At 56.9% G+C, this 26065-nt stretch carries 31 protein-coding genes and 3 pseudogenes; 19 read left to right on the forward strand and 15 right to left on the reverse strand.

Going from position 1 to position 26065, the window contains the following annotated elements; all coding sequences use genetic code 11:
• Positions 1-84: 84 nt before the first annotated feature.
• Complete coding sequence (locus WF331_RS16435; protein WP_340623109.1) at positions 85-1773, forward strand: hypothetical protein; 1689 nt, start codon at positions 85-87, stop codon at positions 1771-1773.
• A gap of 792 nt (positions 1774-2565) precedes the next feature.
• Here WF331_RS16435 and WF331_RS16445 read toward each other — a convergent pair.
• The gene (locus tag WF331_RS16445; protein ID WP_338402280.1) at positions 2566-2928 is read right to left on the reverse strand and encodes an HAD family hydrolase; all 363 of its coding nucleotides are present in this window, start codon (positions 2926-2928) and stop codon (positions 2566-2568) included.
• Positions 2843-3256, reverse strand: coding sequence for a hypothetical protein (locus WF331_RS16450; protein WP_308451377.1), 414 nt, complete (start codon positions 3254-3256; stop codon positions 2843-2845). The genes WF331_RS16445 and WF331_RS16450 overlap by 86 nt, the downstream gene beginning before the upstream one ends.
• Before the next feature lie 207 nt (positions 3257-3463).
• Between WF331_RS16450 and WF331_RS16455 the strand changes: the two genes are divergently transcribed.
• Positions 3464-3673, forward strand: a complete 210-nt coding sequence (locus WF331_RS16455) for a hypothetical protein (RefSeq protein WP_103447337.1) — start codon at positions 3464-3466, stop codon at positions 3671-3673.
• Positions 3674-3694: 21 nt separating this feature from the next.
• Positions 3695-3859 (forward strand): annotated as a pseudogene (locus WF331_RS16460) (transcriptional regulator); the annotation flags it as partial.
• 54 nt (positions 3860-3913) lie between these two features.
• On the opposite strand, the gene WF331_RS16465 reads toward WF331_RS16460, so the two are convergent.
• Entirely contained in the window at positions 3914-4324 is a 411-nt protein-coding gene (locus WF331_RS16465; protein ID WP_103447338.1) for a helix-turn-helix domain-containing protein, read from the reverse strand.
• Between the two features lie 321 nt (positions 4325-4645).
• Here WF331_RS16465 and WF331_RS16470 point away from each other — a divergent pair, with 321 nt between their 5' ends.
• Positions 4646-4855 (forward strand): hypothetical protein, encoded by a 210-nt coding sequence (locus WF331_RS16470; RefSeq protein WP_103447339.1) that lies wholly within the window; start codon positions 4646-4648, stop codon positions 4853-4855.
• Positions 4856-5057: 202 nt separating this feature from the next.
• On the opposite strand, the gene WF331_RS16475 is transcribed toward WF331_RS16470, so the two are convergent.
• Both WF331_RS16475 and WF331_RS29335 read right to left on the reverse strand, forming a co-directional pair.
• Positions 5058-6104 (reverse strand): hypothetical protein, encoded by a 1047-nt coding sequence (locus tag WF331_RS16475; protein WP_232896491.1) that lies wholly within the window; start codon positions 6102-6104, stop codon positions 5058-5060.
• Between the two features lie 281 nt (positions 6105-6385).
• On the reverse strand, positions 6386-6613 hold the full coding sequence (locus WF331_RS29335; RefSeq protein WP_422121536.1) for a DUF7693 family protein: 228 nt from the start codon (positions 6611-6613) through the stop codon (positions 6386-6388).
• A 14-nt stretch (positions 6614-6627) separates the two neighbouring features.
• Here WF331_RS29335 and WF331_RS16480 point away from each other — a divergent pair, with 14 nt between their 5' ends.
• Both WF331_RS16480 and WF331_RS16485 read left to right on the forward strand, forming a co-directional pair.
• Positions 6628-6879 carry a hypothetical protein gene (locus WF331_RS16480; protein ID WP_103447342.1) on the forward strand — a complete coding sequence of 84 codons (252 nt, stop codon included), beginning with the start codon at positions 6628-6630 and terminating at the stop codon, positions 6877-6879.
• A gap of 151 nt (positions 6880-7030) precedes the next feature.
• A complete protein-coding gene (locus WF331_RS16485) occupies positions 7031-7348 on the forward strand; it encodes a hypothetical protein (RefSeq protein ID WP_103447343.1) in 318 nt (105 codons plus the stop codon).
• Positions 7349-7763: 415 nt separating this feature from the next.
• Here the strand turns inward: WF331_RS16485 and WF331_RS16490 are convergent, their stop codons facing one another.
• Both WF331_RS16490 and WF331_RS16495 read right to left on the reverse strand, forming a co-directional pair.
• On the reverse strand, positions 7764-7982 hold the full coding sequence (locus WF331_RS16490; RefSeq protein ID WP_103447344.1) for a hypothetical protein: 219 nt from the start codon (positions 7980-7982) through the stop codon (positions 7764-7766).
• A gap of 340 nt (positions 7983-8322) precedes the next feature.
• Positions 8323-8793 (reverse strand): hypothetical protein, encoded by a 471-nt coding sequence (locus WF331_RS16495; RefSeq protein ID WP_103447345.1) that lies wholly within the window; start codon positions 8791-8793, stop codon positions 8323-8325.
• Between the two features lie 478 nt (positions 8794-9271).
• Between WF331_RS16495 and WF331_RS16500 the strand changes: the two genes are divergently transcribed.
• Positions 9272-10555 carry a hypothetical protein gene (locus WF331_RS16500; RefSeq protein ID WP_103447346.1) on the forward strand — a complete coding sequence of 428 codons (1284 nt, stop codon included), beginning with the start codon at positions 9272-9274 and terminating at the stop codon, positions 10553-10555.
• Positions 10556-10803: 248 nt separating this feature from the next.
• Here the strand turns inward: WF331_RS16500 and WF331_RS16505 are convergent, their stop codons facing one another.
• Positions 10804-10998 (reverse strand): hypothetical protein, encoded by a 195-nt coding sequence (locus WF331_RS16505; protein ID WP_103447347.1) that lies wholly within the window; start codon positions 10996-10998, stop codon positions 10804-10806.
• 984 nt (positions 10999-11982) lie between these two features.
• Here WF331_RS16505 and WF331_RS16510 point away from each other — a divergent pair.
• Both WF331_RS16510 and WF331_RS16515 read left to right on the forward strand, forming a co-directional pair.
• Positions 11983-12225 carry a hypothetical protein gene (locus tag WF331_RS16510; protein WP_103447348.1) on the forward strand — a complete coding sequence of 81 codons (243 nt, stop codon included), beginning with the start codon at positions 11983-11985 and terminating at the stop codon, positions 12223-12225.
• Between the two features lie 61 nt (positions 12226-12286).
• Positions 12287-12676, forward strand: a complete 390-nt coding sequence (locus WF331_RS16515; RefSeq protein WP_103447349.1) for an H-NS histone — start codon at positions 12287-12289, stop codon at positions 12674-12676.
• 66 nt (positions 12677-12742) lie between these two features.
• Here WF331_RS16515 and WF331_RS16520 read toward each other — a convergent pair whose 3' ends face one another.
• Positions 12743-13870, reverse strand: coding sequence for a hypothetical protein (locus WF331_RS16520; RefSeq protein WP_146048979.1), 1128 nt, complete (start codon positions 13868-13870; stop codon positions 12743-12745).
• A gap of 431 nt (positions 13871-14301) precedes the next feature.
• Between WF331_RS16520 and rfaD the strand changes: the two genes are divergently transcribed.
• Positions 14302-15333, forward strand: coding sequence for an ADP-glyceromanno-heptose 6-epimerase (rfaD, locus tag WF331_RS16525; RefSeq protein WP_284362344.1), 1032 nt, complete (start codon positions 14302-14304; stop codon positions 15331-15333).
• A 230-nt stretch (positions 15334-15563) separates the two neighbouring features.
• Here rfaD and WF331_RS16530 read toward each other — a convergent pair whose 3' ends face one another.
• The gene (locus WF331_RS16530; protein ID WP_284362342.1) at positions 15564-16451 is read right to left on the reverse strand and encodes a MerR family transcriptional regulator; all 888 of its coding nucleotides are present in this window, start codon (positions 16449-16451) and stop codon (positions 15564-15566) included.
• 154 nt (positions 16452-16605) lie between these two features.
• Here WF331_RS16530 and WF331_RS16535 point away from each other — a divergent pair, with 154 nt between their 5' ends.
• The 6 genes and pseudogenes from WF331_RS16535 (at position 16606) to WF331_RS16560 (ending at position 21286) form a co-directional block, all read left to right on the forward strand.
• Positions 16606-17052, forward strand: a complete 447-nt coding sequence (locus WF331_RS16535) for a PAS domain S-box protein (protein WP_016499701.1) — start codon at positions 16606-16608, stop codon at positions 17050-17052.
• A 250-nt stretch (positions 17053-17302) separates the two neighbouring features.
• Positions 17303-17501: pseudogene (locus tag WF331_RS16540) on the forward strand (SDR family NAD(P)-dependent oxidoreductase); the annotation flags it as partial.
• 6 nt (positions 17502-17507) lie between these two features.
• Complete coding sequence (locus WF331_RS16545; RefSeq protein WP_340623110.1) at positions 17508-18755, forward strand: NAD(P)/FAD-dependent oxidoreductase; 1248 nt, start codon at positions 17508-17510, stop codon at positions 18753-18755.
• Entirely contained in the window at positions 18752-19561 is an 810-nt protein-coding gene (locus WF331_RS16550; RefSeq protein ID WP_016499699.1) for a DUF1365 domain-containing protein, read from the forward strand. Before WF331_RS16545 ends, WF331_RS16550 begins: the two co-directional genes overlap by 4 nt.
• Entirely contained in the window at positions 19536-20798 is a 1263-nt protein-coding gene (locus WF331_RS16555; protein WP_016499698.1) for an SAM-dependent methyltransferase, read from the forward strand. Before WF331_RS16550 ends, WF331_RS16555 begins: the two co-directional genes overlap by 26 nt.
• Positions 20798-21286, forward strand: coding sequence for a DUF2878 domain-containing protein (locus WF331_RS16560; protein WP_016499697.1), 489 nt, complete (start codon positions 20798-20800; stop codon positions 21284-21286). Before WF331_RS16555 ends, WF331_RS16560 begins: the two co-directional genes overlap by 1 nt.
• On the opposite strand, the gene WF331_RS16565 is transcribed toward WF331_RS16560, so the two are convergent.
• Genes WF331_RS16565 through WF331_RS16585 form a run of 5 tightly spaced genes read right to left on the reverse strand, consistent with a single transcriptional unit; the run spans position 21224 to position 24314 of the window.
• Complete coding sequence (locus tag WF331_RS16565) at positions 21224-21406, reverse strand: DUF2256 domain-containing protein (protein ID WP_080642791.1); 183 nt, start codon at positions 21404-21406, stop codon at positions 21224-21226. The two genes, WF331_RS16560 and WF331_RS16565, sit on opposite strands and share 63 nt — an antisense overlap.
• Positions 21403-22929 (reverse strand): cryptochrome/photolyase family protein, encoded by a 1527-nt coding sequence (locus WF331_RS16570; protein ID WP_016499696.1) that lies wholly within the window; start codon positions 22927-22929, stop codon positions 21403-21405. The genes WF331_RS16565 and WF331_RS16570 overlap by 4 nt, the downstream gene beginning before the upstream one ends.
• Positions 22930-22937: 8 nt before the next feature.
• The gene (locus tag WF331_RS16575; protein ID WP_016499695.1) at positions 22938-23243 is read right to left on the reverse strand and encodes a DUF6482 family protein; all 306 of its coding nucleotides are present in this window, start codon (positions 23241-23243) and stop codon (positions 22938-22940) included.
• A complete protein-coding gene (locus tag WF331_RS16580) occupies positions 23240-23776 on the reverse strand; it encodes a DUF3833 domain-containing protein (protein ID WP_016499694.1) in 537 nt (178 codons plus the stop codon). Before WF331_RS16580 ends, WF331_RS16575 begins: the two co-directional genes overlap by 4 nt.
• Positions 23777-23786: 10 nt before the next feature.
• Positions 23787-24314 (reverse strand): chalcone isomerase family protein, encoded by a 528-nt coding sequence (locus WF331_RS16585; RefSeq protein WP_340623137.1) that lies wholly within the window; start codon positions 24312-24314, stop codon positions 23787-23789.
• 159 nt (positions 24315-24473) lie between these two features.
• Here WF331_RS16585 and chrA point away from each other — a divergent pair, with 159 nt between their 5' ends.
• From chrA to WF331_RS16595, 3 genes and pseudogenes are all read left to right on the forward strand, one after another.
• Positions 24474-25691 (forward strand): chromate efflux transporter, encoded by a 1218-nt coding sequence (gene chrA / locus WF331_RS16590; protein WP_016499692.1) that lies wholly within the window; start codon positions 24474-24476, stop codon positions 25689-25691.
• Between the two features lie 25 nt (positions 25692-25716).
• Positions 25717-25820, forward strand: a pseudogene (locus WF331_RS29340) (phosphoribosyltransferase); the annotation flags it as partial.
• Between the two features lie 27 nt (positions 25821-25847).
• The gene (locus WF331_RS16595; protein ID WP_016499691.1) at positions 25848-26060 is read left to right on the forward strand and encodes a hypothetical protein; all 213 of its coding nucleotides are present in this window, start codon (positions 25848-25850) and stop codon (positions 26058-26060) included.
• The last annotated feature ends 5 nt before the right edge of the window (positions 26061-26065 follow it).

Raw genomic sequence — 26065 nt, forward strand, 5'->3', positions numbered from 1 at the left:
GTAGAGTATGAGAAACGCTATTTCCTGAGCTTGGAGAGTGTCTAGAAAACCAGGGGCGATTCACCGATCGAGCAACTGTCGATTATGACGGGTACCGTTCTTCGCGATTTACAGAAGTGGGGCAGGTTCGCAGACCTTTCGGCCATCATGCATGAGGAGAAATCCGAGCCAGGCTCTCCACTTGCGGATGCAGGCGGTTTAGGTCAACTCAATAAGCCTAGAGTGATGTTCTTTTTGGCCAACGCCGGCTGGGACGCCAGCGCTAGGCAGGCTATAAATTACGCAATGTCCTACACAAAACGCTTTGCTGTGCAGGGCGACTACCAGGTAACCGAGAACGCCTTCTCCAAGATCTTGGAGATCAACGCTGCATACTGCCAGGCCAAGCTTGGCACCTTCATAGCTACAAATCCTCTTGTCGAGCTTCCTGGAACCACCGACGCTTTTATTAACCATACGCTTGAGCATCAGCGCCAGGCGATGCAGGCTGCATTGATTGATAGTGATGAGCGCTTGGCGCAAAACGCTCTTTGCACCTTGGGCGGACTGCACGCCGTGTACTTGCAGATTGAGTACCCGGGCTTAGCCCCCACAAAGCACCATGCAATGCTTGCTGCCGGGTACCTATCATCCGCAGTGGAGAGTGTCTCAGCACGGGAGTTTCCTGACGTCATGATGGAGGGTATTCGCCAGATGGGACGTGCGGCGAGGGTAGCGATCCACCATACCGATTCCGCAGAGATTGTTAGCTTAGTTCAGAAGATAGGCACGCTGTCGTACGTGGGGGCGCTCAAAACCAGTCACCAACCCGTCACTCGTATCGCCATGGAGCAGCTTTCGCTGATTACCTACGAACTTCTGACTAAAGGCGAACACAACATTGACTACCCCGTTCGTGAGTTGCGTTCAAGTGTCCGTGCCGCAGCGAAGATTTTTCTGCATACCGCTGACTCGCCGCTTGCCGGCGTCCATAGCAGCACTCTGGGCCCTTATTTCTCAGCTACCCAACTCCCGTCTTTCTTAATGCAACTCCAACACCTGGCGAACCAGATCCTGGCGGCGCCAGAGAACGATGAGCTGGCTAATCGGATCATCGACAATATCGAAACCTGGGCTGACCAGCTCTACGACACTCAGAAAGATCTCCTATTGCTTGCAGTGGAAAAGCGATCTCAATTCACCTTCGATGCCATCACTTGGATCATTGAGGTGTCGAATTTACTTAATGCTGTGTCGAACGCACCGGCGTGCTCTGAGGGAGTAGATGAAGATCTGCGAAAGCATGCCGGGTGGCTTGTTTCTACGCTGTCTTGGTTGCCTGAGGACGAAGAGTCCCTGATATTCGTCGAAACCTTTTCGCTGACAGAAAGCTTGTTCAACGCTGCGCTGGAAGGCTACCGACGTGACTGCATCGAGTTCTATCTGGATTGCCAAAATCTGTTACTTGGCTGGGCGAAGAAAGCCGGAAACCATGAGCGCGGCAAAGATATCGTGGCAGGCTCGATTAAAGCGCTTCTGGCGCTGGCGCTCATTGAAGGAACGCCTGAAGCGCTGGATCGCATGAAAAACCGTTTCAGTAAGACGCTTGCGAGCAAAGGGGCACCCACTGAATACATGCGCGTCCAAGCTGCGCAAACCATCAGAGATTCAGCTTATCGATTAGGCCAACACTGGGTCGGTCGAGCATTTGATCACATCCTTCTCAAGCAAGATCACGCAAAGGTGGCAGCATTGCTTGGGGACATTGCAGACATTCTGAACCCTAAAACCTAGTCGCGCTGCTGATTACCCTTCAGATCTGTGTTCATAGACTATGACCTCAGGCGTGCGCCATCCTTAACTGAGGGCAGGGCCCCACCCTTTGCCAGGAGCGAGCATGCCAACTTGCTAATGATCAGCGGCCTGTCCCGTTGCTCAGAGTGATGAGCGTACTCGCTGCCACTCCGTCCAGCACTCTTCCGGGACGATGTCCTCATAACCCCGCTCCTTTTCCAACGCATAGGCGGCACTGAAGGGCACAGCTGTCGCGGTTGCATTGTCTCGAATCTCAAGCACCTCGGTCTCGCTGAGCGGTGCGCCTTTGCAATCCTCGGCCGCCTTAAGCAGGCATACAAGCGAAGGCACAAAAACGAGACATAGTGGATCTGTAGACAAAGGCTTGCCTCTTGGTAGGGATTGGACGCCACATTTTACCTGTCTAAGACTGAGGTGCGAAGCGCATCAATGTCCAAGCGGCGCCGCTCCCCGATGGTTGACTGATTACCAACTGATCGTGACGGCCCATTAACGCAACGATGCGGCGGCGGGGATCGATAGCGGGATCCGCAGAAGAGTCCCTTGAGCCAACGCCCCAGTGTTCCGTACTTACCCAAGCCTGAGTCAGCGGCGCAGCTGCCGCGTCAATGAGCTTCGCCAGACAGCTGGCGGTTTGGGGCGCAATAAGGCCATTCAATTCCGCGGCCTTTCTTGCCAGCTTCTCAGCACTGGCCAAGATGGAAGGCGGGATGATCAGCGAGGGAGGTATACCCCCGTAGTTACCGCTCGTATTTGGAGATGGATGCTGACTCATCGCCCCAGCTCCCTAGGTGTGTTCCATTTGAATGAGCCTGGCAACTGACCGGTCTCTGTAGACTGCGCGACGACCAGCTCCGCAAACTGCACGAGGTTTCGGATGGCTCCGGTACCTGATCGATCAAGATGAAAGCCTTTGATGCCAACACTGCGAGGGCCATCTCGGTCGCAGTGCGGCGAATCGCCGATCATTGCTACTTGTGCCGCATCTCCGAATAGGTGGCCAGGTACGACGCCAAGATCACGGCATACGGCGCGGTAGATTGTAGGGTCAGGCTTGGTGACTCCGAGCTCGTAGCTGAACGCGTAGGCATTGAGATCTGGCAGGAGTCTCTTTACCGCCGGCCCATAGAGCAGCTAGGTTGCTGCAGACGGTAGTGGCGATCCCGTGCTCACGGAGGAGGGTGATTGCATCGAGAGCATCCTGGAAGACCTCGATCGATTCAATCTCGCGTTGAAGTTCAGACTCGATTTCAGCCATGCGCGTCGCTGCGATCTGGATGCTGAGGAGGTCAGCAGCTTCTCGAATCCCAGCATCGAGGGTGAGCAGTTTGTGGGCATCGCCAGAGGTAGGGCGACGGCCAAGCTTTGCACCTTCTCGCAATAACTGGCGATACGGATGCGAGGGGGAGGTGATCCGGAGGGTTGTGCCGAAGGCGTCGAAGATAACTGCTGTGATTGCCATGCCTATCTCCATATCGACTGTCGGTGCGGATTTCTCAGAACTCTGAAGGCCCTGGTTTGCCGGGGCTGTAGCGAAGAAACTGCCGAAAATTTGCAGATTTTTTTGCGGATATTCTTCAGCGCCATCTGGGCTTGGTGTGAACGATCCCTCGGTACATGAGTACACTAAGCACCAACACTAGGATGCCACATCACTGAGGCTCAAGAAGTGAAGAGAACGCTGTTGGGTATGGCTGAAGCCGGCGAGCCACTGTTGAGGCAGGCTCTGGACGCAATTCGAGCTCATAACGAGGCGCAGGCTAGTGCGAGGCCGGCAGCAGAAATTGAACGCCTACGCCTTGAGGCTGACCACCTGTACCAGACGCTCATCGACTATCAACTGCACAAGGCCGGCACCCTTGGTGAGCCGATTCATTAGGTAGAGGGCCCTACTGCGGAGATTCGTCCAATCCGTAACGATGATGATTACCGAGCAGCCCTCAAAAAGGTCTCGCCCCTTTTCGACCACGAACCAGAACTTGGTACCGAACAGGCTAAGGTTTTCGAAGCCATGGTCTTGCTGATCGAAGCATACGAGGCCGAGCATTATCCAGTTGGTTCTCCGGCTTCTCCCTGAGCAATCGTGTCGGTACGTGAGGAGTTGAGCTGGGGCGTACTTTTAGTCCGCGAAAGTGAGCTCTGCCTGCCTAGACTCCCAGACGCCTGCTTGAATCGCCTTTGGAGCATTCAAACGAGGACGGCGAGCAGCCTCAGGTGCTTCCACCTTAATACGAAGGCCTGGCAGCCCACCATCACGCTGCAATTCGGCAAGCTCTTCCGTTAGCTTTGACATCAGGTCTACGGGCGTTCGACCTGTGTCCTCACTGAGTGTCAGGGTGAGGAGCGTCAGTGGGCTCAGTTGGAGACGACTACTGATCTGTTCGAGCTTGTCCAGGGTGATGCTGGATTTACCTAGCTCGAGTTTCGAGAGGTACGTACGACTTGTTGTGTCGGCGAAGTCACGCTGACTGATGTTGCGCTTGCTGCGCAGCGAGCGAAGTACACTGGCGAAAGAGGTCTTAAGAGTCATCAGGCTGGCTCGTCGGCTCGGGCGTGGATGTACATTTCCTTTTACTCCGTTCAAGGAGAAGCGGTCATCTGGAAGGCGCTTTCGATAGCAAGCTATGCATGCCATCAGAGCCTACCATGATTGGAAATTCGAACAACCGACGCGTATGCCTAGATCATGGGACGGTAGAGGGCTCTGTCGTATCCCTCGGAGACGTCGTGAGCAAGGGGCGGATCATCGGATACGAGTTGCTCAACTGGGATACAGTTGAGCTCGACGCACCAGTCTCGAGCCATTGTCTGCGACCGAGCTATCCATACACAAGGCATCGGAGTAATCAAGATGAAGAAGAATCTCAGCAAGGTTTTGCTTCCAGACCATCCGATGTACACCGATGCAGTGGATGCTTTGAAACGGTACCACCAGGCTCAAGCAGATGGTGTGACGGGGGCTGAACTGGAGCGCCTTCGTCTGATGGCGGAGCATCGGTTTCAAGCTGTCACCGACTATCAGTTGCACGCGCTCGGTGGGCCAGCAGAGGCCAGTCACTAGTGATGCCTGCTAGGCGCCGTACGGCTTAGGCCTCGACCGCCGCCTTACGTGGTAAGCGGAATGCAAATGATTGATATAGCGGTGAATCGACTTTGAGCACATGCCCCTGTGACTACACTACAGATGTGTGATGGGTGGGACACCCAGCCCCCCCCCACCTAGCAAAAAAGCTAGATTGCCTGGGCTAGGGGGCAGTGTGAAATCACAATCCAGCTTCAGCCGCTTTGCCATCACGATCGCGGAAAAGCTGGGTAATGTCTTGTGGGGATGGTGGGTTAGCGACTGTCAGTGGTTTGAGCTTGTTCTTAATGGGGGCGCCCATGACGATATGGTTAACGTACATGCGACGCTCATCGCATGGCTCGTCCCCTTTAGCCCATGCGCTCTGGAAGGCCGATTGCATGATGTAGCTATAAGCCGCTTTGCATGACGCTCTATAGCTTCGTTCCTGTTCTTTCCAGAAGTCCTTCTTCTGCAGGCTGGTAACGTCCGAGGGTGTCCAACCCTCTTTGGTCGTCCGCTCAGTCCAGTAGTCGTTGATGCAGCTCCGGATATTGTCTTCGCTGGCCCTTATCGCCGCTTCGAATGCCGACTGCCAGTCGGCATAGACGGGTGCAGGACATACCAGGTCTTGTTCATACTTGACTAGGCCATCTTGGTAGTTCCGCGCCAACAATGCATCCAAGGCTCCCCCGGGAGCCCGGGCTTGTTTGGTAGCCTCAGTCTGCAGTTGGGTTAGGGTAGTCTTCGCAAGGTCGACGGGCTGCAGATCCAAGGATTCTAGCTTTTGAGCTACAGCGCCTGCTTCTTCTTCTTTAAACACATTCAGGCTGTACGTGCTGTCGGTTCTGGTCAGGATTTGAACAATGCTACCTGGCAGTTTCAGATCACCCAAAAGGCTCTGTAGCTTCAACGCATAATGCTGGTTTTGCAGCATGGACAGGGAAGACTCAGCCGTTTTGGCCTCGGCTACAGCCTTGCCGGCCCGGAGCTTTGCGTCACGAGCCGACTTCTCAGCGTCGACTAGTTTCTGGTTTAGCGTCGCGATCTGGCCCTCGATGGCAGAACGCTGATCAGCCAGTTCTTTGTTTCGCGCTTCGCCTGCAGCCAAGGACTCGGTCTGCTTATCCATCTGTTGCTGAAGCTTCCGCTGCTCGATCTGAAGGCGGGCGAGATCCTCGGAAACGACCTCTTTTTGGAAGACGGGCCTGACGGTAAAAATGTAGCCAACAACGACGACGATCAGCATCAGAACCTGGGAAAGGTTGGCTATGACCGCTGTGTACGATAGGGCTTTATCCACCCGTGAGATGCCAGCAACTGGGGTCGGATGCTGCGGTGCATTGCTGTTTGAGCGCCGTTTTCCCAGAAATCGTGCGTATCGGTTACGGGCTGCCACTTTTTTTCCTAATGGGTGTACATATCTGAGGGCTGGCGCTATCGCGCGGCTGGCAAATGGTACGGAAATCTGCGGCCTTTCGCCGATTTTTTAGCACGCCGAAAGCAAGCTACCTCGCCAGGTCAGGTGCTCTAACTGCCGAACCGCCATTCCCCCACATCGACTTCGAAATGACAGGCGTAGAGCTGCTCCCAGAGCTGGCTACCGACCTTGGTCATTGTCCGGCGTCCGAGAACGACTTCTCGCAACACCTGGCAGACTTCCCGAGCTGTCACTGCGCCGGGGGAGTGGGCATCACAGTGGTCTAGAGTCATACGCAGCTTTCCTCGCTCATTCGATCGAGGATAATACCTTTGCATAGAGGGGCGACGTCATGGCTTCAATCGACGAAAGCTTGGATGAGGCTCGCATCATTGAAAGGGCCCTGCTGCGTATCAAAGCCATCGGCTTAGCCAAGGGCGTAGACGAGGTCACGTACAGGTTTGGCCTTGCTACTGGATATATCGCGGCAGCCCTAGACTGCGGGATTTTGAGCAACGATCAGTGGGAGCGGCTTCTGGTTCTTGCGGAACAGACTCAGGAATCACATCCTCGCTCGAACGGTAGCTCTGGCAGGTTCGATTGATGGAAATGCCAGCGGAGTACAAATGTACTCTTAGCGGATGCAGCAGACTCATTGCTGCTCCTCGGCTGGCCTTTCTGCATGGAAGAAAGCCTTTTGCTGCTTCTGGCGCGCATCGGCTGCCAGGAAGGTAACAGCTCACGAGATTTGCGCCATGCATCCAACAACACCAGACGGTCGCTACTTCGTAGTTAAAGGTCAGCTCTGGCGCTGCAGCAATTCCGCGCTGTCTGATGAGGAGCGTCAGCACCTGGTGCATGATCTGATGGAAGCACGGCGAGCCGTGAAGGAAGCCAAAGCACTGGATGACGAAGACAAGCTGCATGCCGCTCGAGCAGCGGTGAATGTGGCGAAAGTGGCGCTAGGGGAGAGGGGCCCGGTATGGTGGGATGACGGTAGCCCGGATTACAACCGCCACAAGGCAATTAACACGCCCTATGCTGAGTGGTACCGCTCTTTGCCCGAGCCATAGCGATCGTATGCGGGGAGCTGATTTAAGGCGTCGTGGCACACAGGCACTAAGGTGGCGCTTGCCGAAGCACCATCTTCCTTTCTGCACCGAGTTCAAGGTGCCCATCAGCGGAGACGATTGCGTCTGCCCTAGGCGTTGACCCGTTTCTTGGTGACGGTCTACCCGGCAGCGAACCGGAACCTGTTGCTCAGAGAAATTATCGCTAGGAGATAATTATTGCTGAGCCATAATTTCAAATAATTTCCCGGCCTCCTGATCGGCCCTCCTGCTTTTGGCTGGTGATCCGATCAGATAGGGACTGAAGCAATCCAATGTGGTGGCGTCATAGCCGGCGTTCAGCCGAATTCTCGAATGGCGTGCTGCAGCTGCATCCTTACGTCTCAGCCCTGCATCGATTGTTCGGGCGGGAGCCCGCCTAAGGCTTTACGCTCGCCGCTACTAGTTCCGCTATGCCTTCGCGCACGGCATCGATGTTGTCGTCCAGGGTGGCAAGGGCTCCATTGACGTTGCCCACAACCGTTGCAGCTCCTCGGTCATCAACCCATTTGGCTAGCTCTTCGACGGCGGCGCGTAAGGCATCCTGGTTATGGCTGAGGCGTTCAAGGACTTCAGCGGCTGTCCGTAGCTCTTTCATGAATGGTGTGTCCTGGTGAGGTTGGCAGCAGACCTTGTATCACGATTTCGCTCAGTGAGTAGTTAGCGGAGCGAGCGTCAGCATCTAGTGCTCAATCTGATGAATGCACAGCGAGCCGTGAAAGAGGCGTAGGCAGCCAGCGATGCAGATCGGTTGCGGACTACTCGCGCGGCGTTGCGTGACACAAAGGTGACCTGAGGAGAGCGGAGCAGCGTGTGATGGGGTGATGCCAGTCCAGACTTTGATCACCACCAGGTAGTGAATGGTACCGCTCATTAGCCATTCAAGATGAACAGCTTCGGCCGAAACCGGGCTGATGAGCCCGGTCGGGTTCAAGTTTTTACGCCGGTAGGGCTGGCTTTCCAGCAGAAGGAGGAACAAGCCCGAGCTCTGCCAGCGCCTTGAGTCCGTTAGCGTCTACCACTTGAGTGATATCCGAGGTTTTCCAACCGGCTATCTCGTTTTTGAAGATCTCCGCCGAGCGGAATGGCAGTGTGGAAACAGCCTCAAGCATGCCAACGCAGCGGTTTTGGTAACGGTCGAAGTCATCTACCTGCAGAAAATAACAGCCGCTGTAAGATGAGAAAACGAGCTTAGCTGAAGTGCGAAGACGCAGCTGCTCCCTTAGAAGTTCGAGGGCGAATCCTGTGCCGCGCACAGCTTCAACGGCAATGATCAAGCGATTCGGGCACAGAGGCAGCTCATGAGTTGCTCCGTCCTGAGGAGCATGCGACGAGTGACGCTCACCAGTATCAGCGACGCCCACCTGAGGTATGCTTGATCCAGACTCATCGACCTGATTGTTTTCCATGTTTCTTCATATCCTGAGTTTGGTAGGTGGCAATCGCTCACAAGTGATCAGGGTATACGTGACTCCACTCGCTGACAACGAAGGGACGTGGGGGTGCGCATGAGACTTCGATCAGCTTTAAGCGGGACTTCTAGCCAGGCAGAGGTCACGGCACACGCCGGAGGCTCGGTTCACGACAGCCGGCTCCGAAAGGGCACAGTCCCGCTTAAAGAAGCCGTGGGTGAGATGGGCCCTCAGCTCCTTCCGGGTAGCAGCGGACAGGTGCCTGGCCGGCATCCGGATCGAAGAAGCGTTTTCATCCATACTCCCTCATCACCGTGATCGAGACGCTTTGACCCATCGGCTCCTAGCGCTCTGCCGTCGCTAGAAGGTTTTCCTGCGGCTGGAGCTCAGTCACTAGAGCAGCAAGCGAAAAGCGGCTACTGTTCGCTGCGCTTCGCAATGCACCTCGTCTGATCGCTCTCGAAATGGATAACGAATGAACATTAACAAGCTGTTGATCTGCGAGACCTGTACCGCAGAAATTCACTGCCGCATTGGCATGTCCAACCGAGCCATCCAGCCACTCTCGTTTCTCTGTCCTGAATGCGGCACCGCAATAGGTCTCGTCATCGGGGGGCATCAAGGACTAGAACTGACGAACGCGTCTGAGGCGGAAGTGGATCACGAGCGAGCCATTGCCGGTGAGTATCTCTTCCAAGACTTGCATCTCGACTTCCCTATCTGGAGCGAGGGCTACGTATTAGGCAACACGCCGTTCCTGACTGCCATGACGATGGTAGATCGTGACAAGCTCATGATCCACGGCACCCACGCTGGCGCGGTGTTCAGGGATCGCCTGGATGTGCTTAACCACTACGGGAGTCGGTTCGAGGAAGTAAAACAGCTGCTGAAATTGTATCCGCGGACAAACAAGGATCTGTTCCGCCGTAGGGCATCAGAATTCCTCGACCGGGCGCAGAATCCTTCTCTTAAGCAGGAAGACCTCAACTTGCTGCTCTACTCAGTGCTATCCAGAGTCACGGCAGCCTTTTTGGAAGAGGAGACAGTAGAGGAGCTCGTGCAGCGCTACCCTGAGATCCTCATGGGGCTTGCTCAAAATGATTGGGATGCATACATCGCCTTCCACAACGAAATTCGAGACTCAGGATTTCTGCACAGCCTGCAGAAGGATTGCCTGAGCCTGTATGGCAAAATCTTTGAGCTTGAGCTTTATATCCGCCCAGCCATTTTTCTGGACTTCTGTACGGGTAAGGAACACCTGAAGACCTCGGCAAAAATCTCGCGCCTGGGCTTCGAGAACTGCAAGGACACCTACAAGGATTTGGCTGAAGTGTTCGCTCGGCAGCTTTCCTTGGTAGCCGGTATCAACAACCTGATGCACCGAGGTGGCCATAATGCGTTTCTGGCAAAGGACGGTGGTGCCTTGTCGAGTCTTGCCAAATTCACGGACAAGAACCTTTCGGAAAAACTTAAATACCTGGACGACTGCTGGTACAAGATCGACTCGAGCGTACTCAACGCCGGCGTACGCAATGCAATCGCCCATTACTCGTTTGAGTACGACGAAACCACCCAGATCATCACATGCTATCCCAAAAAGGAAGGTCTCAAGCGTGAGGACGGTGTCGAGCTCTCATTCCTTGCCTTCATGCGGATGATTCTTGTGCTATTCCGAGAGATGCATTATTTGCATCACCTCATCAAGTCCATCTACTACTTCGAGCACCTCATCATCTCAAAAAAACAGACTCAGACTTGAAAAAGAGGTGGGCGATAGGTGGGAATCACCAGGCTGCCGATCCAATCGCCCGCCCAGCACTCTCTTGGATAAACCTCTCTAGTGAAGATCACGGAGAGGATGCGATCACATACGTTGTAATGCTGCAAGCAGGTGCTAGAGGTTTGTTTAGGAATAGAAATTGGGTGAGTACGCTGAGCCACCGCCATGTACTTGGTTCGCTGGCTAGCTATGACTGGCTTGTTGGGCCAAACCGGCATTCAGGATGATTATCGATCGTAGGTGTTGCCACCAGTGCTGATCTTGTAGATGGTCTCGGAGTAGGGGAGGCGCGCAATGATGGTGGTAGCTTCCACTACACGTACCATCGTCATGCCACGGCAAAGCAGGTTCACACAGCCCTGAATACAGACGCACATCGCATCAGCGCTATCAATGAAATTCGTTTTGTTGAGTCGGAGCATGACGACTGTCCTTCCCTCAGGTACCGCTCCAATTGGGGGTACAGCGAAAATCGTAATCTGGGTCTACACGACCAAGCAGAGTACCAAGTGCAAACGAACGGCTGACATGACTCGTTGACTTCACTCAAGCGGGCCGAAACCCGGACGTTTCCATGGAGGACGGATTCTCGATGAGGTAACCTGCGCGCTAAAATATTCGGCTAGTAATGACATGCGAAAAGTTGGCAGCTTACGGAGTGTCAGCTGTACAAACGCACTTTATTGACAGTAGCGCTTAAAGGAGGACATGAATAGGACGCGTCAAGGTTCTGATTTCACAAGGAACGGTGTTTTGTGAAAAGCGGCCTGAGGTTAGCGGAAATGGACAGGATTTTGATCAAGGTGAAACGGCCTGCGCAGACTTGATCGCAAGCGGAGCGCACAGGCCTGCGACCGGAAGGCGTGAGGCTGGAAGCCCGAAGGGCCGATCCACCAGGGTACTTGGTGGCTTGGCTCACGACAGCCGTCCCCGAGCGGGGCACACAAAAGAATCGCTCCCAACTCGCCTGCAGCGTGAATATCGATTGGCAAGAATTGACAATGCTCAGAGACACCTGCGGTTTGGCGCTGTATTCAGAAAAAGAACTGCCGCCTTGCATTTTGGTCGGGTTTAGAACCGATGCTCTCGAAAATTGACGATCCGAGAGGTTCCGAAAAACTCTTCACGCCCCCAAAACTGCTCGTTTGTAGATTTCACCTGTATTGACAAAATTTCACCGTATCAGCCCTAGGCTTCCAGCGCCAATAGGAAAGACTCATTGGTAAGTCGACAACAATCCACATTAGCATATGCTCCTAAATAGCGGATTTTCGTCGACAAGACACACTAGACTTACCTTACCGGCACCCACCCCAAGAGACATCGGCGATCAATGAAGACTCTCGTGAACTGGGCTTTGCGCTACAATCTAAGATGAGTGTTGGCCGCTGGACAGGGTGATTACCATGACTAGACCCCACATCATGGTCGAAATTAAGAGGGCAGAGCGGCGTCTTGCTCAAGTCATCAATGAGATCGAACAACTGAAAGCTATGCCCGAATATGAGCGTGATCTCAGATTCTACGAGGAGCTGACCACACTTATGAAAGAATTTGGGTACGAGCCAAAAGAGGTGATTGAGATGCTTCACGCCCGTGGATCAATTGGTGATGTACGCGTCTCGGCGGACTTAACGATGCAAAAATAAAACGTCTAAATTGACCTAAACAATTTTAAATTTAGCACGGGCAAGAATGTAGGATTGAGCGATGACCAAATTGTCAAAGATATTCAAAGCCAACCAAAGAGTTGACATGGGATGTGAGGCGGTTACGCGACCCATCCATGATGACGAGGTCGTTCGATCCATCAGCTTCTTGCATAAGCTAGACACCCTTGCGGCTAACTACGATTACACCGTGAAAGAGATTGTCATGCTTCTTGACGCTGACGAGTTCACGACTGAGACAGCCGCGGGCGCGAATGCAAAAGCAGACGCTCCAGTTCACGTTGCGCGTACCAGCCGTAAGCTTCAACCAAAACGCTATCAGAGCCCTTATACCGGTGAAATTTTGGAGACGGCTAGTGCAAAACACAAAACCCTGAAAACTTGGCAGAGCATCTACGGTGTCGCCGAGGTAGAGACCTGGCGTATCTGAGTTTTTGACAGAGTGAATTAACGACAAGGGTAGGGGAGATGCCAATGCCAATCTTCAGATGCCTCTTTACCGATGCCTACATGGAGGCTGCAGTCCCGACCGACGCATCATGCGGTAGCTAAGATCACCAATTTGCGCAGCAATTTTTTGAATCTCTATATCGCAACACTCTCGCGCTGCACTTGATGCAGCACGTCGAAAACGATAGAGATGACGCAAGATGGTATCCGCGTGGTATCCATCACCACCTTCGGGCTTCGGAAACAGCGGTATCGTAGGAAGTTCAGAAATAGGATCGACCCCGATCGACCTCAAGTGCCCATCGAATATTGGGGTGAACGCCATAGGCATGCAAAATGAATTGCCAGTGCCCAACGCTGTATCTGGCGAAAATAGCCATTGGCCATTATTGCTTCGAGTAAACTGGGCAAGAGAGCTTGAACTTTGGTATGTACCGATGACAGTTGCAGGTGGGAAATCAGTCCACCGAGCGAAGCTCATCAGCACCCCAATCTCCAGAGCCTTATCGGACTGTCGGCCATCCTCAAGTGCAAATTTGAATAGCCAGTCCATTTGATGGTCTGTGAAAGTCGGTAGTCCATGATTTTTAGGCAGTTTTGGAGGCGCATGCATTCTTCTACTGACGGGATTCGGCCGAGCACTCATTGTCATTGAATGATAAAAACCAAAGAACTCCCTTGCGCAGTTGATTCTGCGATTGTGAGACGTGGCTACGATTTTTTCCACGCCTCCGGTATCACACACCTTACGCTTGAACGGGCGCCACTCTTGATTAATTGGCCAATCGTAAAACGGAGTATGAGGTGCCTCAGCATACTTTTGATGTGGCGCAGAGCTCGTCCATGACTCGGGCGGTTGAGCGCAAAACATCGCGTATGAATCCACATGGCGCTCATCCCAGTCCAACAGTGAAATCCTTTGAGAGAAGCTCCAGAGCAGCATTGCTTCCAGCGATCGTGTCATAACCGAGTAAACTTGTTCGTCCATATGAACAAATCCACGCCAAGTAAGGTATTCATTGCAGTACCAGGCGCTCATAAACGGTTGCGCACGCGGATCAATGGCTTCCATGTGAACATTCACATACCGGTTTGCAGGAAAGGCCTGTGCGCTGTTAGGAAACCAATGCTTGTAGGGAGGAAAAATAGGAAACACGATGGGTGGGTGTTCCATAGCCGCCACCGTTAGATAAAATCAATAAGAGGATAAACACGTTGACGCTGTAAGGTTAGTCAGATTTTAAGAGCCGTCAAATCTGCAGAATACCGCCCGCAGTAGGTCGGTCATTGCTGAACACCTTGCTAGGATTCCTTGCAGATCCTGGCGCTAACCGATTGATTCGATGACGGTCGGTGATTCGTGAACGGGAAGGTCGGCGAATGGTGAAAGGTTGCACCAGCCAGACACATCTACCTAATATGTGATTTAACATAATATGCATTATCCGAACCTTCGTATTTTACCGCTGCACCGTGGTTGCCCAGATGGTGAGCCTGCTCAAGGCCCTCATGCGTCAAACCCGGTTCATTCGTTGACCCAGGTTAAGGTTGGCCCTTGTTCCCTTGATTAAAATGCGGGCACCGTACCCTCACGGGGAATCTGTCATGACCATCATCGTAACCGGTGCCGCAGGATTCATCGGTAGCAATCTCGTACAGGCGCTCAACCAGCGCAACGAAACCGAGATCATCGCCGTCGACGATCTGACCGATGGCGACAAATTCCGCAACCTGGCCGACAGTGAAATTGCCGACTACCTGGACAAGGACGATTTTCTCGATCGCTTTGCTTGTGGTGAGTTTGGCAACGTGCGTGCTGTGCTGCACCAGGGAGCGTGTTCAAGCACCGTCGAAGCTGATGGACGTTTCATGATGGATAACAATTACCGGTTCAGCCGTGAATTGCTGGCGTCTGCGCAGCAACAACGGGTCCCGCTTTTATATGCGTCATCGGCAGCTGTGTATGGCGCCGGGCAGGATTTTCGCGAAGAACGTGAGTGTGAGCGCCCGCTAAACGTCTATGGCTATTCCAAGTTCCTGTTTGATCAACAGGTACGCCGGCAGTTGATGACAGCCAGGAGCCAGGTCGTCGGCTTGCGTTATTTCAACGTCTACGGGCCCCATGAACAGCATAAAGGTGCGATGGCGTCAGTGGCCCTGCACTGCTTCAACCAGTACCAGTCCCATGGAAAAGTCAGCCTGTTCGGCAGCTATGGTGACTATCCCGGCGGTGGCCATCTGCGTGATTTCGTCTCTGTGGATGATGTGGTCAAGGTCAATATGTTCTTCCTTGAGCGCCCACCGTTGAGCGGTATCTTCAATGTCGGCAGTGGTCGCGCCCAGCCGTTCAATGACGTTGCCTTGGCTGTGATCAATCGGCTGCGTGAGCAACAAGACCAATCGCCCTTGTCACTTGAGATTGCCTTGCTTGAGGGGGTGCTTGAGTACAGCGAATTTCCTGATCATTTGCGTGGCAAGTACCAGTGCTACACCTGTGCTGACCTGGAGCGCTTACGCGCTGCCGGTTACCAGGCGCCCACATTGACCGTCCAGCAAGGCGTGGCCCGCTACTGCGACTGGTTGCAGGGTATCAAAAGCCCGCCGCCTACTCCGTTCAAGCAGACGGCGCAAGCTTGATATTGCTTGCATTAACGGAAAGCCAGTGATTTTATCTCTGTGTTTTTCGTGTTTTTCGTGTTTTTCGTTGTTTGGGCAAGAATTGCTGATAACTACACTAAATAGACATTTAGTGTAGTTATTGACGTGCTGTTCTTCAAAACGCTTACGAGCCATCTGCCCTACTCTTCACGACCTCAAGTTAAACAACCGCTGCGGACGCTCAGCCAGTCTGGGGGCAAGCCCCTCGGTCAAACGTCAAGAGCACCCCGGTGCAAGGCGTTCAGCATGCGCGCGGCGTCGGCGCCCGCCTCGTCCAGCAGGCATAGCGGGATTCCGCTCAGGGCGGGTTGCGAATCGACCAGCCCCTCGCCTATCAGGGCCAGCGGGCACGCGATTTCCATCTGCAACGACCGCAAGCGCTTGGCCAAGCCGGGGCCCACCGGCACCTGGACTTTTATCACCAGTGCCGCAGGCTGCATGGCCGCACAGACGATGGGTAGCTCTTCAAGTGGCTGCCCGCAACCGAGCACGTCGATACGCTGTAGCTCACTGCTCAACAGTAGCCCGGCGCACAACACACTGAGTTCGGCTTGCCCCTCGCTACCGGCTAGCAAAACCTGCGGCGCATCGACCTGGTTGACCTGCAGACGCAGCAGCAAGCGGGCGCGCAGGAAAGTGTCGAGAAACAACCACTGGCTGCGCTGGCCTGGCGCAGTGCCTGAAGCTAGGTCATGCCACACTGGCATCAGCACTTCACGCAGCACGGTGGCCTTGGGCAAGAGTGTGAACAACTGACCATGGATCCCCTCCAGTGCCGGCCGATCGAATGCCTTGGTTGCGCGCACAACGGCCGCTCGCCAATCGTCAAAGGCCGAATGCTGCTGCACAGACGCCTCAGGCTGGGCTGCGAGCAGATCACCGACCTTGCTGACGGACAGGCCGCTTGCTGTCCAGCGCAAGATGTCGCGTATGCGCTGTACATCCCGCGCCGTGTAAAGTCGGTGGCCACCCTCGGTGCGCTGCGGACGTATCAACCCATGGCGCCGCTCCCAGGCACGCAGGGTCACCGGATTGATGCCGGTCAAGCTGACAACATCGCGCATAGGTAGCAAATCGGGTGGGGTAGCGTCAGTCATAACGAGGGGATATCCGAGTGGTAGGCCATTCTAAACCCATATGCACCTTCTGCGGCGAGCCTCCTTGGTCCATCATGCAACAAACAGCGCCGATACCTTCTGCACAGAAGCTACGCTGCGCATATCGCATACAAAACGCCTGTAGGTGGGCCCTATGATCACCGCGAAACTCCTGCAACTGATGGTCGAGCATTCCAACGATGGCATCGTCGTCGCCGAGCAGGAAGGCACTGAAAGCATCCTGATTTACGCCAACCCCGCCTTCGAGCGCCTGACCGGCTATTGCGCCGACGATATCCTCTATCAGGACTGCCGTTTTCTTCAGGGCGAAGATCATGACCAGGCGGGCGTGGCAACCATCCGCGAGGCGATCCGCGAAGGCCGCCCCTGCTGCCAGGTGCTTCGCAACTACCGCAAGGACGGGAGCCTGTTCTGGAATGAGTTGTCCATCACGCCCGTGTACAACGAAGCGGACCAGCTGACGTACTACATCGGTATTCAGCGCGACGTCACCGCGCAGATATGCGCCGAGGAGAAAGTACGCGCGCTGGAGGCTGAAGTGGCTGAATTGCGCCGGCAACTGGGACAGATAGAGCATTGACAAAAACCTATACAAGATCGTCTTTCTGTATAGATTAATGCTTGGCTTTCAGCTATACCTGTACAACAAACAACTTTTGTACAGGATTTCCTGGGGCCCAGCATGCCAGCGTACCTACAGCAATTCGTCGTGCGCCTCGTCAGGTTCGATGGGGCTAACATCGACACGCGGGAAAAACTGTACGACGAGCTAAGACCACGGCAAGGCTACCTGCACTGGACGCTGCAGTTTTGCCACCCACGCCTGGCCTGCGGTCACCCTGGTCAGCCCTGGCTTCGTCGACACGCCACTCATACGTCGCAACGATTTCCCCACGCGGCTGCCCTGCCCCATCCCTGGAAATCAACTGTCCCGGTCTTTTCACATTGGTGTTGCGCCTGTCAGGGGCACTACCCGCGCGCCTGCGTTTGGCACTCGGCCAACGCCTCGCCCGTCATGAACAGGAATGATGATCCATGCGTATCGCAATCATCGGCAGTGGCATCGCGGGGCTGACCTGCGCCCATCTGCTGTCACGCAAGCATGAAGTAACGGTGTTCGAAGCCGAGCAATGGATCGGAGGGCACACGCACACGCTCGATGTGGTCTGGAAGGGCCAGCGTCATGCAATAGATACCGGCTTCATCGTTTTCAACGACTGGACCTACCCCAACTTCATACGCTTGCTCGACCAGCTCCAGGTCACCTCGCAGCCGACCGAAATGAGTTTTTCCGTGCATGATCCGGCCATTGGCCTGGAGTACAACGGTCACGATCTGAACACACTGTTTGCTCAACGCCGTAACCTGGTGTCGCCAGGTTTCTGGGGCATGATAAGGGATATTCTGCGCTTCAACCGCCAGGCGCTGGCCGACCTGGACAACCAGCGAATCGATACAGACACCACCTTGGGCGCCTACCTTCGGACACAGCGCTACGGGCAGCGCTTCATCGACCACTATATCGTGCCGATGGGGTCTGCGATCTGGTCGATGTCCCGCGCCGACATGCTCCATTTTCCCCTTGAGTTCTTCGTCCGTTTCTGTCGCAACCACGGCTTGCTGTCGGTCAACCAACGGCCGCAGTGGCGGGTGGTTGAAGGCGGTTCACGCAGCTATGTCGCGCCGCTGTGCAGACCGTTTGCTGAACGCATACGCCTCAACTGCAAGGTATCCCGGGTCAGCCGCGACGAGGGAGGCGTGACTCTGGTGAGCGCGGCCGGCACCGAACGCTTCGACAATGTGGTGTTCGCCTGCCACAGCGACCAGGCTCTTGCGGTATTGGAAACCCCAACCATGCTGGAGCGCGCTGTACTCAGCGCCATTGGCTACGCCAGCAACGATGTGGTGCTGCACACCGATACCCGCCTGCTGCCACGCCGCAAGAGCGCCTGGGCCAGCTGGAACTACCGCCTGGGCGGCCCCGAGCAGGCTCCCGCCGCGCTGACCTACAACATGAACATCCTGCAAGGAATCCAGGCGCCGACAACCTTCTGCGTAAGCCTCAACCAGACCGCACTGATAGACCCGGCGCAGGTGATCGCGCGCTTCCAGTATGCCCATCCGCAGTACAGCATTGCCGCGTCCGCTGCACAGGCGTGCCAGGCACAACTGCAGGGTCAGCAGCACAGTTACTTCTGTGGCGCTTACTGGGGCAACGGCTTTCATGAGGACGGGGTGGTCAGCGCGCTGAAAGTGGCTGCGCACTTCGGAGAGCAATTGTGAACAGCAGCCTTTGTCTGGGCTGGATCAGTCACCGTCGGCTGACCCCGCGGCGCCATGCTTTCCGTTACCGGATTGGCATGTTCTACGTGGACCTGGACGAACAAGCCTGGCTCATGGGCCTGTCACGCTGGCTGGGGCGCTGGCGCCTGGCACCGCTGTGCTGGCGCGAGACCGACTACCTGCCAGCGCAGACCCGGCACGGCAAAACCCTGGCACAGGCAGCACGCTTGCTGGTGTGTCAGGCCACTGGGCATATGCCCGAAGGCCCGGTACGGCTGCTCACGCAACTGCGTTGCTGGGGGCTGTCGTTCAATCCGGTGAGCTTCTATTTCTGCCACGACCGCGACGGCTGCCTGACGGCAATCCTGATGGAGGTGCGCAACACCCCGTGGCGTGAGCGTTTTCATTACGTACTGCCGGTGCAAGAGAACATTGCCAAGCCGTTCACCGTGGCCAAGGCCTTCCATGTTTCACCGTTCATGCCGGTGGACATGGACTATCACCTGCGCTTTTTCCTGAGCGCAGACCATGTACGCATCCACATGCAGAACTGGCAGGACGGCCACAAGGTGTTCGAGGCCGACCTCGCCCTGCACCGTCAACCACTGGATGGAACTGCACTACGTCGATATGTCATGACCTTCCCATGGATGAGTCTGCGCACTGTCTCGGCCATCTACTGGCAAGCGTTACGCCTGCTACTCAAACGCACCCCCGTGCATGACCACACCACCAGCCAGAATGACCTGGCGCTGGGCCAACCTTGCGAGGACCCTGATGATGTCAAATCCCACACTGAGCGTTAGCAAGTTCGCAGGCCTTGCGCCCTTGCTCGGCGGTCTGGCACGCAGCGCCGTGCTCGCCCAGCTGGGCAAGCTTCGCCACGGCCACCTGCGCCTGCTCTGCCACGGGCAGCAGTGGAGTTTCGGTGATGTCGACAGCCCGTTGCAGGCCGAGGTGGAGATCCTCGATGACGCCTCCTGGAGCCTGATCGCCGGCAATGGTTCGATCGGTGCTGGCGAGGCCTACATCCACGGCTATTGGCGAAGCCCCGACCTGGCGCTGGTGACCCGCCTGTTCGTCGCCAACCTTGAAGTGCTCGACGCGCTCGAGGGTGGCCTGGCCCGTTTCGGCCGCCCTGCCCTGCGCCTTCTGCACCGGCTCAACCGCAACAACAGACGCGGTGCCCGGCGCAATATTCTGGCCCATTACGACTTGGGCAACGCCCTGTTCGAGCGGCTGCTGGACCCCACCATGATGTATTCGGCGGCCCAATTCGAACATGCTGGGCAAACACTGGAGCAAGCCCAGTTGCACAAGCTGGAGCGCATCTGCCAGAAGCTTGAACTGCACCCCGACGATCACCTGCTGGAAATTGGCAGCGGCTGGGGCAGCCTGGCAATCCACGCGGCCACCCGTTACGGCTGCAGGGTCACCACCACAACGCTCTCCGAGGCCCAGTACAGCCATACCCTGGCGCGTGTTCGGGCCTTGGGGCTTGAGCAGCGCGTGAAGGTGCTGCGCGAAGACTACCGCGACCTGCAAGGTACCTTCGACAAACTGGTTTCGATCGAAATGATCGAGGCAGTCGGCCATCGTTACCTGCCTGCGTATTTCCGCCAATGTGCCTCGCTGCTCAAGCCCGACGGCCTGATGCTGCTGCAGGCGATCACCATCCGCGACCAGCGCTATGCCCAGGCGCGGCGCTCTGTCGACTTCATTCAACGCTATATTTTCCCAGGTGGCGCCCTGCCTTCGCTAAGCGTGTTGCTCGACACCGCCAGCCGGCACACCGCACTCAACCTCGTGCACATGGAGGACTTCGGCCAGGACTATGCCCTCACCCTGCAGCACTGGCGTGAAAACCTGCGCCTGGCGCGCACGGCACTGACGGACCTGGGCTACGACGACATGTTCCAGCGCCTGTGGGAGTTCTACCTGTGTTACTGCCAGGGCGGTTTCGAGGAACGCACCATCGGCGTTGCACACCTGCTGTGGGCAGCGCCACTGGCGCGTCGCGCTCCATTGCCTGACGGTGCCTGATGCCGGGGCGCTGGCTCGTCGCCAATGCCGTCTGGTTACAGGCAGGCTGGTGGATCTGCGTGCTAGGCGCCGAACGCCCCTGGCTATTGCTCCTGGTGATTGCAGGTGTGGTGGTGCACCTGCGCCTGTGCCCGGATGTTAACGCTGAGGTCAAGGCGCTGTTGCGCGTCACCTTGGCGGGGTGTGTGCTCGATAGCACGCTGGGGGCGCTGGGCGTGTTCGGTTTCGACGGCTGGCCGCTGCCACTGTGGCTGGCGCTGCTGTGGCTGGTGCTGGCCAGCGGCATGCGCCACAGCCTGGCATGGGCCGGCAGGCACTGGCAGATCGGTGCGCTGATCGGGGCACTCGGCGGCCCCTTGGCCTACGTAGGCGGCGCAAGGGTTACACAGGTCGCCCTGCCGTTGGGCACGCTGGAAACCGGCCTGCTACTGATGCCGATCTGGGCGTTGGCCCTGCCCCTGCTCGCGCGCCTCGCGGCGCGGCGCTGACCTACGGCATCGCTCGGAGCAGTAGCGCACCTGCTCCCAACAGCGTGCCCAGCGCTTGCGCCAGTTGAACGGCCGGCCACACACCACGCAGACCTTGCTGGGCAAAAGACTCTTTTTCATAGCGGCTGCCGCGCATCAAGCTGCGCCAACAGCGCCTGGCCACGCTGCCACACAGCGTCGCGCCGGCTAGCCGTCATGCCATCCAGGCTGCGATACACCAGGGTCAAACGCGGGTTCGTCGACAGCAGCGGACGATGGCGGATAAGAAAATGCCAGTACAGGGCATTGAACGGGCAGGCATCGTCCTCGATTACATGATCGACCTTGTAACTGCAAGCCTTGCAATGATCGGACATGCGCTGGATGTATCGACCACTGGCGCAGTACGGCTTGGACCCCAGGTATCCGCCGTCGGCGTGCATCACCATGCCAAGCGTGTTGGGCAGCTCGACCCAGTCGAAGGCATCCATGTACACCGCCAGGTACCACTCGCAAATCGCGGTGGGCACGATACCGGCCAGCAAAGCGAAGTTGCCGGTCACCATCAGCCGCTGGATATGGTGCGCGTAGCCCAACCGCAGGGTCTGCCCGATGGCTTGCTCCATGCAGCGCATGCGGGTGCGCCCGGTCCAATAGAATTCAGGTAAAGCTCGGTCGTTGCCCAGGTGATTGAGCCCGGCATACTCCGGCATGCGCAGCCAGTAGATACCGTGCACATACTCGCGCCAGCCGATCAACTGGCGAATGAAGCCCTCAGCTGCATTAAGCGGCACCCGCCCCTCGCGCCAGGCCTGGTCGACCTCCTCACACAGGCATCGCACATCCAGAAGCCCGATGTTGAGCGCCGCACTGATGCGCGCATGGAACAGGTATGGCTCGCCCTCGGCCATCGCGTCCTGGTAGTCGCCGAATGCCGCCAGGCCAAAATCCAGAAAATGCTGCCACAGCTGATGTGCCTCGGCATGGGTCACGGGGTAGTCAAAGCCGTCGATGTCCCCGTAGTGGTCGCTGAAGCGCCGACGGACCAGGGCGACCACCGCTGCCGTGATCCCGTCCTGCGCGAAATGCGCAGCGAACGGCCCACGCAACTGGCGAGGTAATGGCTTGCGGTTTTCACCATCAAAGTTCCAGGCCCCACCTGCCGGGCTGCCGTCCGGCTCCATAAGCAGCCCGGTTCGCTTGCGCATGCCACGGTAGAAGTGCTCCATACGCAGTTGACGACGCTCATGGGCCCAGCGCGCAAAAGCTTCGCGGGAGCACAGAAAGCGCGTGTCGCGATGCCACACGAGGGGCAATGCGGCATCATGCAAAGCCTGCTCCAGGCGCCACTCTCCGCACTCGGTCAGGTGAATGTGCGTGGCGCCCAAGGCGTGTTGCCAGCGGTGCAACTCGCCAACGATGCTGCCGCTATTGCCGTCAGCATCGAGCTCGACGTAATGCACCTGCCAACCCCGCTCACGCAGGGCCTGGGCAAAGTGCCGCATGGCGCTGAAGATGAGCACGATCTTGAGCGGATGATGCGGCACATAGCGGGCTTCACCCTCCACCTCCGCCATCAGAACAGCATCGCGGGCGGGGTCAAGGGCAGCCAGGCTCGCCAGGTCGAACGACAGCTGGTCACCCAGCACAAGGCCCAGGCGCATCGTTCAGGCTACCATTGGCTGGTGAGCGTTACCGGTACGCGCAGCGGCGCAATGGGGCCGTCACGTTGCCCGCACATCTCATCATGCACCACCTGCTGTACCAGCATGCACGGCACGGTTGGCAGGTCGGCCAACAGCTGGCGTAGCTCGGTAGTGGAGCGCACGCGAACGGGCTGCCCATGGGCATCGCTCAATGTCACAGGGCCGGCGTCGGTCAACGCACGCAGGAGGTAGAAGCCACCCTCCAGCGACAGCAGTTCAAGTTCCTTTGCTTCGCCGGTCGAGACCAGCTGGGTAAGCGCGATCAGGTTCATGGTGTACCCTCTGGCAGGCGGCGGAAGAACAGGGTGATCTGGCCGATTTCAACGCCCAGCTTGCTCATGCTTGAACGGTTGATCAGGGTGTCGTCATCCATGAGGTACATCCAGTCGTCCAGGTCTACCTGCCAGTGCCGCCCGTCCACTGGCAGGTCCAGCTGGTACCGCCATCGCAGCGCGTTACCCGCCACTTCGCCGCGCGCCTCGCCGATCACGTCCCCCGCGGTACCGCGCCAGCGCCCCGGGCCGTCTGGCACAAGTGTCCATGTACGCTGCTGGCGAGTGCCATCACTGTAGAGAAAATGTTCGTCGAGGATCAGCCGCTCACCCTCGCGGCGGCTGTCGATACGTACGTGGAAGCGCTTGACCACTTCGCCGGAACACTTCTGGAACATCCCCCAGGCCTGCACCGGTCGCGAGAAGAATGCGGCCAGGTCCAGTTTCGGTTGCTCCTGGGCATAGTGCTCAACACCGACATTGCCACAGCTGCCCAGAAGCAGGCACGACACCAGCAACAGCACTTTGTACATGTCATGTTCCTCAGTCGTTACCAGCCAGCCCAAGCAGGCGCTGGCGCAGTTGTGTATCCCGGGCTCCGGGGTCGAGCCAGATGGCAAAAAACGCCTTGGCAAAGACCGGGTCGGCGATTTCGCGGCTGAATTTACCGTCGACGTAAAAGCGGCAGCCCTGCCCCGGCAGGTACAAGCCGGTAATGCGCATGCCGGGGTGCACATCCACGAATGCCTCTTCAAGCCCATGGGTCCACGCCGTGCGTTGTTGCGGCGTTATGCTGCTACCGTTGAGGCGGCGCATTTCCTCAAGGCTGGCCTGTACCAAGGTGCCCCTGGACAAGGAGCGGTGGTAGAGCAGCTCAAGGGCGAATGGCTGGTTCCAATCATGAACTTGCCCTGCCGTCCATAATTGCGCTGTATATAGACGCAGACCAAACCAGGTGAACTTACCACTCCCAAGCCGTTGCGCCCCAGTAAGATCCGCCCTCCAGTCCGCCACCGTCGAAAAGGCAGCCAGTAGCAGACAGAGGCAAGCCCAACGAGCACGGTGCGCCATACTGACCTCGATCACGCGTAAATACTGTACAACGATAGCATCTTGTATAGATATTGCGTTAATACTGCATAGGTTTTTCATGCGCAGCGCCAGATCAGGCCTCATGGCAGGCTGTCCCAACTATAAAAACTACAGCGTCACTAGCCCAAGGAGCCTGCCGTGTCAGAACACACTCAGTGCGGCGTGAAGCCCAGCGACTCTGCCTGGTCGGTGTTTCTGGTGTTCTTGCGCCTGGGGCTGACGTCTTTCGGTGGCCCCATCGCGCATCTGGGTTACTTTCGTGAAGCATTTGTCGCGCGCCGCCGGTGGCTCAGTGAGCGCAGTTATGCCGAGCTGGTCGCCGTGTGCCAATTGCTCCCCGGCCCCGCCAGCAGCCAGGTCGGCATTGCTCTGGGCCTTTCACGGGCGGGGTTCGCGGGCGCTGTCGCCGCGTGGGCAGGGTTCACATTGCCATCGGCCCTCCTGTTGACGCTGTGTGCTCAAGGCCTGGGGGCATGGGGAGGTGGCGCCCCAAGTGGCCTGTTGCATGGCCTGAAAATCGTCGCAGTCGCCGTGGTGGCCCAGGCGGTGTGGGGCATGGCGCGTAGCCTTTGCACCGATGTTGCGCGGGTAACCATCGCCCTGTTCGCTGCCTGTACCGCGCTGCTGTGGCCCAACGCAATCGGGCAGATAGCCGTGATCACAGGGTCGGCCATCACAGGCTTGATCCTGCTCAAGCCTCCGGGCTCCCCTGCAGGGGAAGAGCTGCCGTTTTCAGTCAGCCGAAAGGCCGGGCTGGCTGCGCTGGTAGTGTTCTTTGTCTTGTTGGTCGGCTTGCCGCTATTGACCCGCATCTGGCCCTCGCAAGCACTGGCAATGGTCAACGCCTTTTATAGCGCAGGCTCACTGGTATTCGGCGGCGGGCATGTGGTTCTACCGTTGCTTGAGTCGGCCACAGTAGCCCACGGCTGGGTCGCAAATGACACCTTTCTGGCTGGTTATGGCATGGCGCAGGCCATACCGGGCCCACTCTTCACGTTTGCAGCCTTTCTGGGCGCATCGATGAGCGTGCAGCCATCCGGCTGGGTGGGCGCGACTGTTGGCATTCTCGCCATTTTCACCCCCTCCTTCCTGTTGGTGATCGGTGTGGTTCCCTTCTGGGAAACACTGCGGCGCAGCGCCCGCAGCCAGTCAGCGCTTGCCGGGGTAAACGCCGGCGTGGTCGGGCTTCTGCTGGCTGCCTTGTACCAACCGGTGTGGACGAGCGCCATCGCCAAGCCAGCAGACTTGGCATGGGCGCTGATCGCCTTGATGGCCCTGATGTTCTGGAAGTGGCCTGCATGGGTGGTTGTCCTGGGCTGCGGCGTGTCCGGTTGGCTGCTGAGCGGCACCTTATAGCCGCGCTCTGTTTCCTTTTTCGTCAATGCAGGTCGCGGCGCAGGATATCGTCGAATGCCATGTCCCGCCCTTCGAGGCAGCGTCTGCCTTGAAGTGATACGCCACGGCCGGCGCGACGAAGCACTCTGACTCTGCTGGCAGGCGCAGGCCTGACATTTGTCAACCGCGCAGCGTCTGTTCGCCGAGTTTGACCTTTATCAATCGCCCCGCCCGGTGCAGGGGGTAGAAACAAGGACGCAGGGCACTCCAGCCCCCACTCTCGGTCTGCAAACGGAGCCCATCATGAACGACATCGATTTGCGGGACCTTGTAATCGAAGAGCTGGAATCCAATCCCGATATCAATGGCGCCAGCATCAGCCAGCCGTGACCCTG

The organism is Pseudomonas sp. YNh (assembly GCF_037993085.1).
GTDB lineage: Bacteria > Pseudomonadota > Gammaproteobacteria > Pseudomonadales > Pseudomonadaceae > Aquipseudomonas > Aquipseudomonas putida.

What these genes read in the sequence shown, in the direction of transcription:
- WF331_RS16435 (WP_340623109.1), top strand. Translation starts at nt 85, where the DNA reads ATGACGGGTACCGTTCTTCGCGATTTACAGAAGTGGGGCAGGTTCGCA.
- WF331_RS16450 (WP_308451377.1), bottom strand. Translation starts at nt 3,256, where the DNA reads ATGGCAATCACAGCAGTTATCTTCGACGCCTTCGGCACAACCCTCCGG.
- WF331_RS16465 (WP_103447338.1), bottom strand. Translation starts at nt 4,324, where the DNA reads ATGACTCTTAAGACCTCTTTCGCCAGTGTACTTCGCTCGCTGCGCAGC.
- WF331_RS16470 (WP_103447339.1), top strand. Translation starts at nt 4,646, where the DNA reads ATGAAGAAGAATCTCAGCAAGGTTTTGCTTCCAGACCATCCGATGTAC.
- WF331_RS16475 (WP_232896491.1), bottom strand. Translation starts at nt 6,104, where the DNA reads ATGCTGATCGTCGTCGTTGTTGGCTACATTTTTACCGTCAGGCCCGTC.
- WF331_RS29335 (WP_422121536.1), bottom strand. Translation starts at nt 6,613, where the DNA reads ATGCAAAGGTATTATCCTCGATCGAATGAGCGAGGAAAGCTGCGTATG.
- WF331_RS16480 (WP_103447342.1), top strand. Translation starts at nt 6,628, where the DNA reads ATGGCTTCAATCGACGAAAGCTTGGATGAGGCTCGCATCATTGAAAGG.
- WF331_RS16485 (WP_103447343.1), top strand. Translation starts at nt 7,031, where the DNA reads ATGCATCCAACAACACCAGACGGTCGCTACTTCGTAGTTAAAGGTCAG.
- WF331_RS16490 (WP_103447344.1), bottom strand. Translation starts at nt 7,982, where the DNA reads ATGAAAGAGCTACGGACAGCCGCTGAAGTCCTTGAACGCCTCAGCCAT.
- WF331_RS16495 (WP_103447345.1), bottom strand. Translation starts at nt 8,793, where the DNA reads ATGGAAAACAATCAGGTCGATGAGTCTGGATCAAGCATACCTCAGGTG.
- WF331_RS16500 (WP_103447346.1), top strand. Translation starts at nt 9,272, where the DNA reads ATGAACATTAACAAGCTGTTGATCTGCGAGACCTGTACCGCAGAAATT.
- WF331_RS16505 (WP_103447347.1), bottom strand. Translation starts at nt 10,998, where the DNA reads ATGCTCCGACTCAACAAAACGAATTTCATTGATAGCGCTGATGCGATG.
- WF331_RS16510 (WP_103447348.1), top strand. Translation starts at nt 11,983, where the DNA reads ATGACTAGACCCCACATCATGGTCGAAATTAAGAGGGCAGAGCGGCGT.
- WF331_RS16515 (WP_103447349.1), top strand. Translation starts at nt 12,287, where the DNA reads ATGACCAAATTGTCAAAGATATTCAAAGCCAACCAAAGAGTTGACATG.
- WF331_RS16520 (WP_146048979.1), bottom strand. Translation starts at nt 13,870, where the DNA reads ATGGAACACCCACCCATCGTGTTTCCTATTTTTCCTCCCTACAAGCAT.
- rfaD (WP_284362344.1), top strand. Translation starts at nt 14,302, where the DNA reads ATGACCATCATCGTAACCGGTGCCGCAGGATTCATCGGTAGCAATCTC.
- WF331_RS16530 (WP_284362342.1), bottom strand. Translation starts at nt 16,451, where the DNA reads ATGACTGACGCTACCCCACCCGATTTGCTACCTATGCGCGATGTTGTC.
- WF331_RS16535 (WP_016499701.1), top strand. Translation starts at nt 16,606, where the DNA reads ATGATCACCGCGAAACTCCTGCAACTGATGGTCGAGCATTCCAACGAT.
- WF331_RS16545 (WP_340623110.1), top strand. Translation starts at nt 17,508, where the DNA reads ATGCGTATCGCAATCATCGGCAGTGGCATCGCGGGGCTGACCTGCGCC.
- WF331_RS16555 (WP_016499698.1), top strand. Translation starts at nt 19,536, where the DNA reads ATGTCAAATCCCACACTGAGCGTTAGCAAGTTCGCAGGCCTTGCGCCC.
- WF331_RS16560 (WP_016499697.1), top strand. Translation starts at nt 20,798, where the DNA reads ATGCCGGGGCGCTGGCTCGTCGCCAATGCCGTCTGGTTACAGGCAGGC.
- WF331_RS16565 (WP_080642791.1), bottom strand. Translation starts at nt 21,406, where the DNA reads ATGAAAAAGAGTCTTTTGCCCAGCAAGGTCTGCGTGGTGTGTGGCCGG.
- WF331_RS16570 (WP_016499696.1), bottom strand. Translation starts at nt 22,929, where the DNA reads ATGCGCCTGGGCCTTGTGCTGGGTGACCAGCTGTCGTTCGACCTGGCG.
- WF331_RS16575 (WP_016499695.1), bottom strand. Translation starts at nt 23,243, where the DNA reads ATGAACCTGATCGCGCTTACCCAGCTGGTCTCGACCGGCGAAGCAAAG.
- WF331_RS16580 (WP_016499694.1), bottom strand. Translation starts at nt 23,776, where the DNA reads ATGTACAAAGTGCTGTTGCTGGTGTCGTGCCTGCTTCTGGGCAGCTGT.
- WF331_RS16585 (WP_340623137.1), bottom strand. Translation starts at nt 24,314, where the DNA reads ATGGCGCACCGTGCTCGTTGGGCTTGCCTCTGTCTGCTACTGGCTGCC.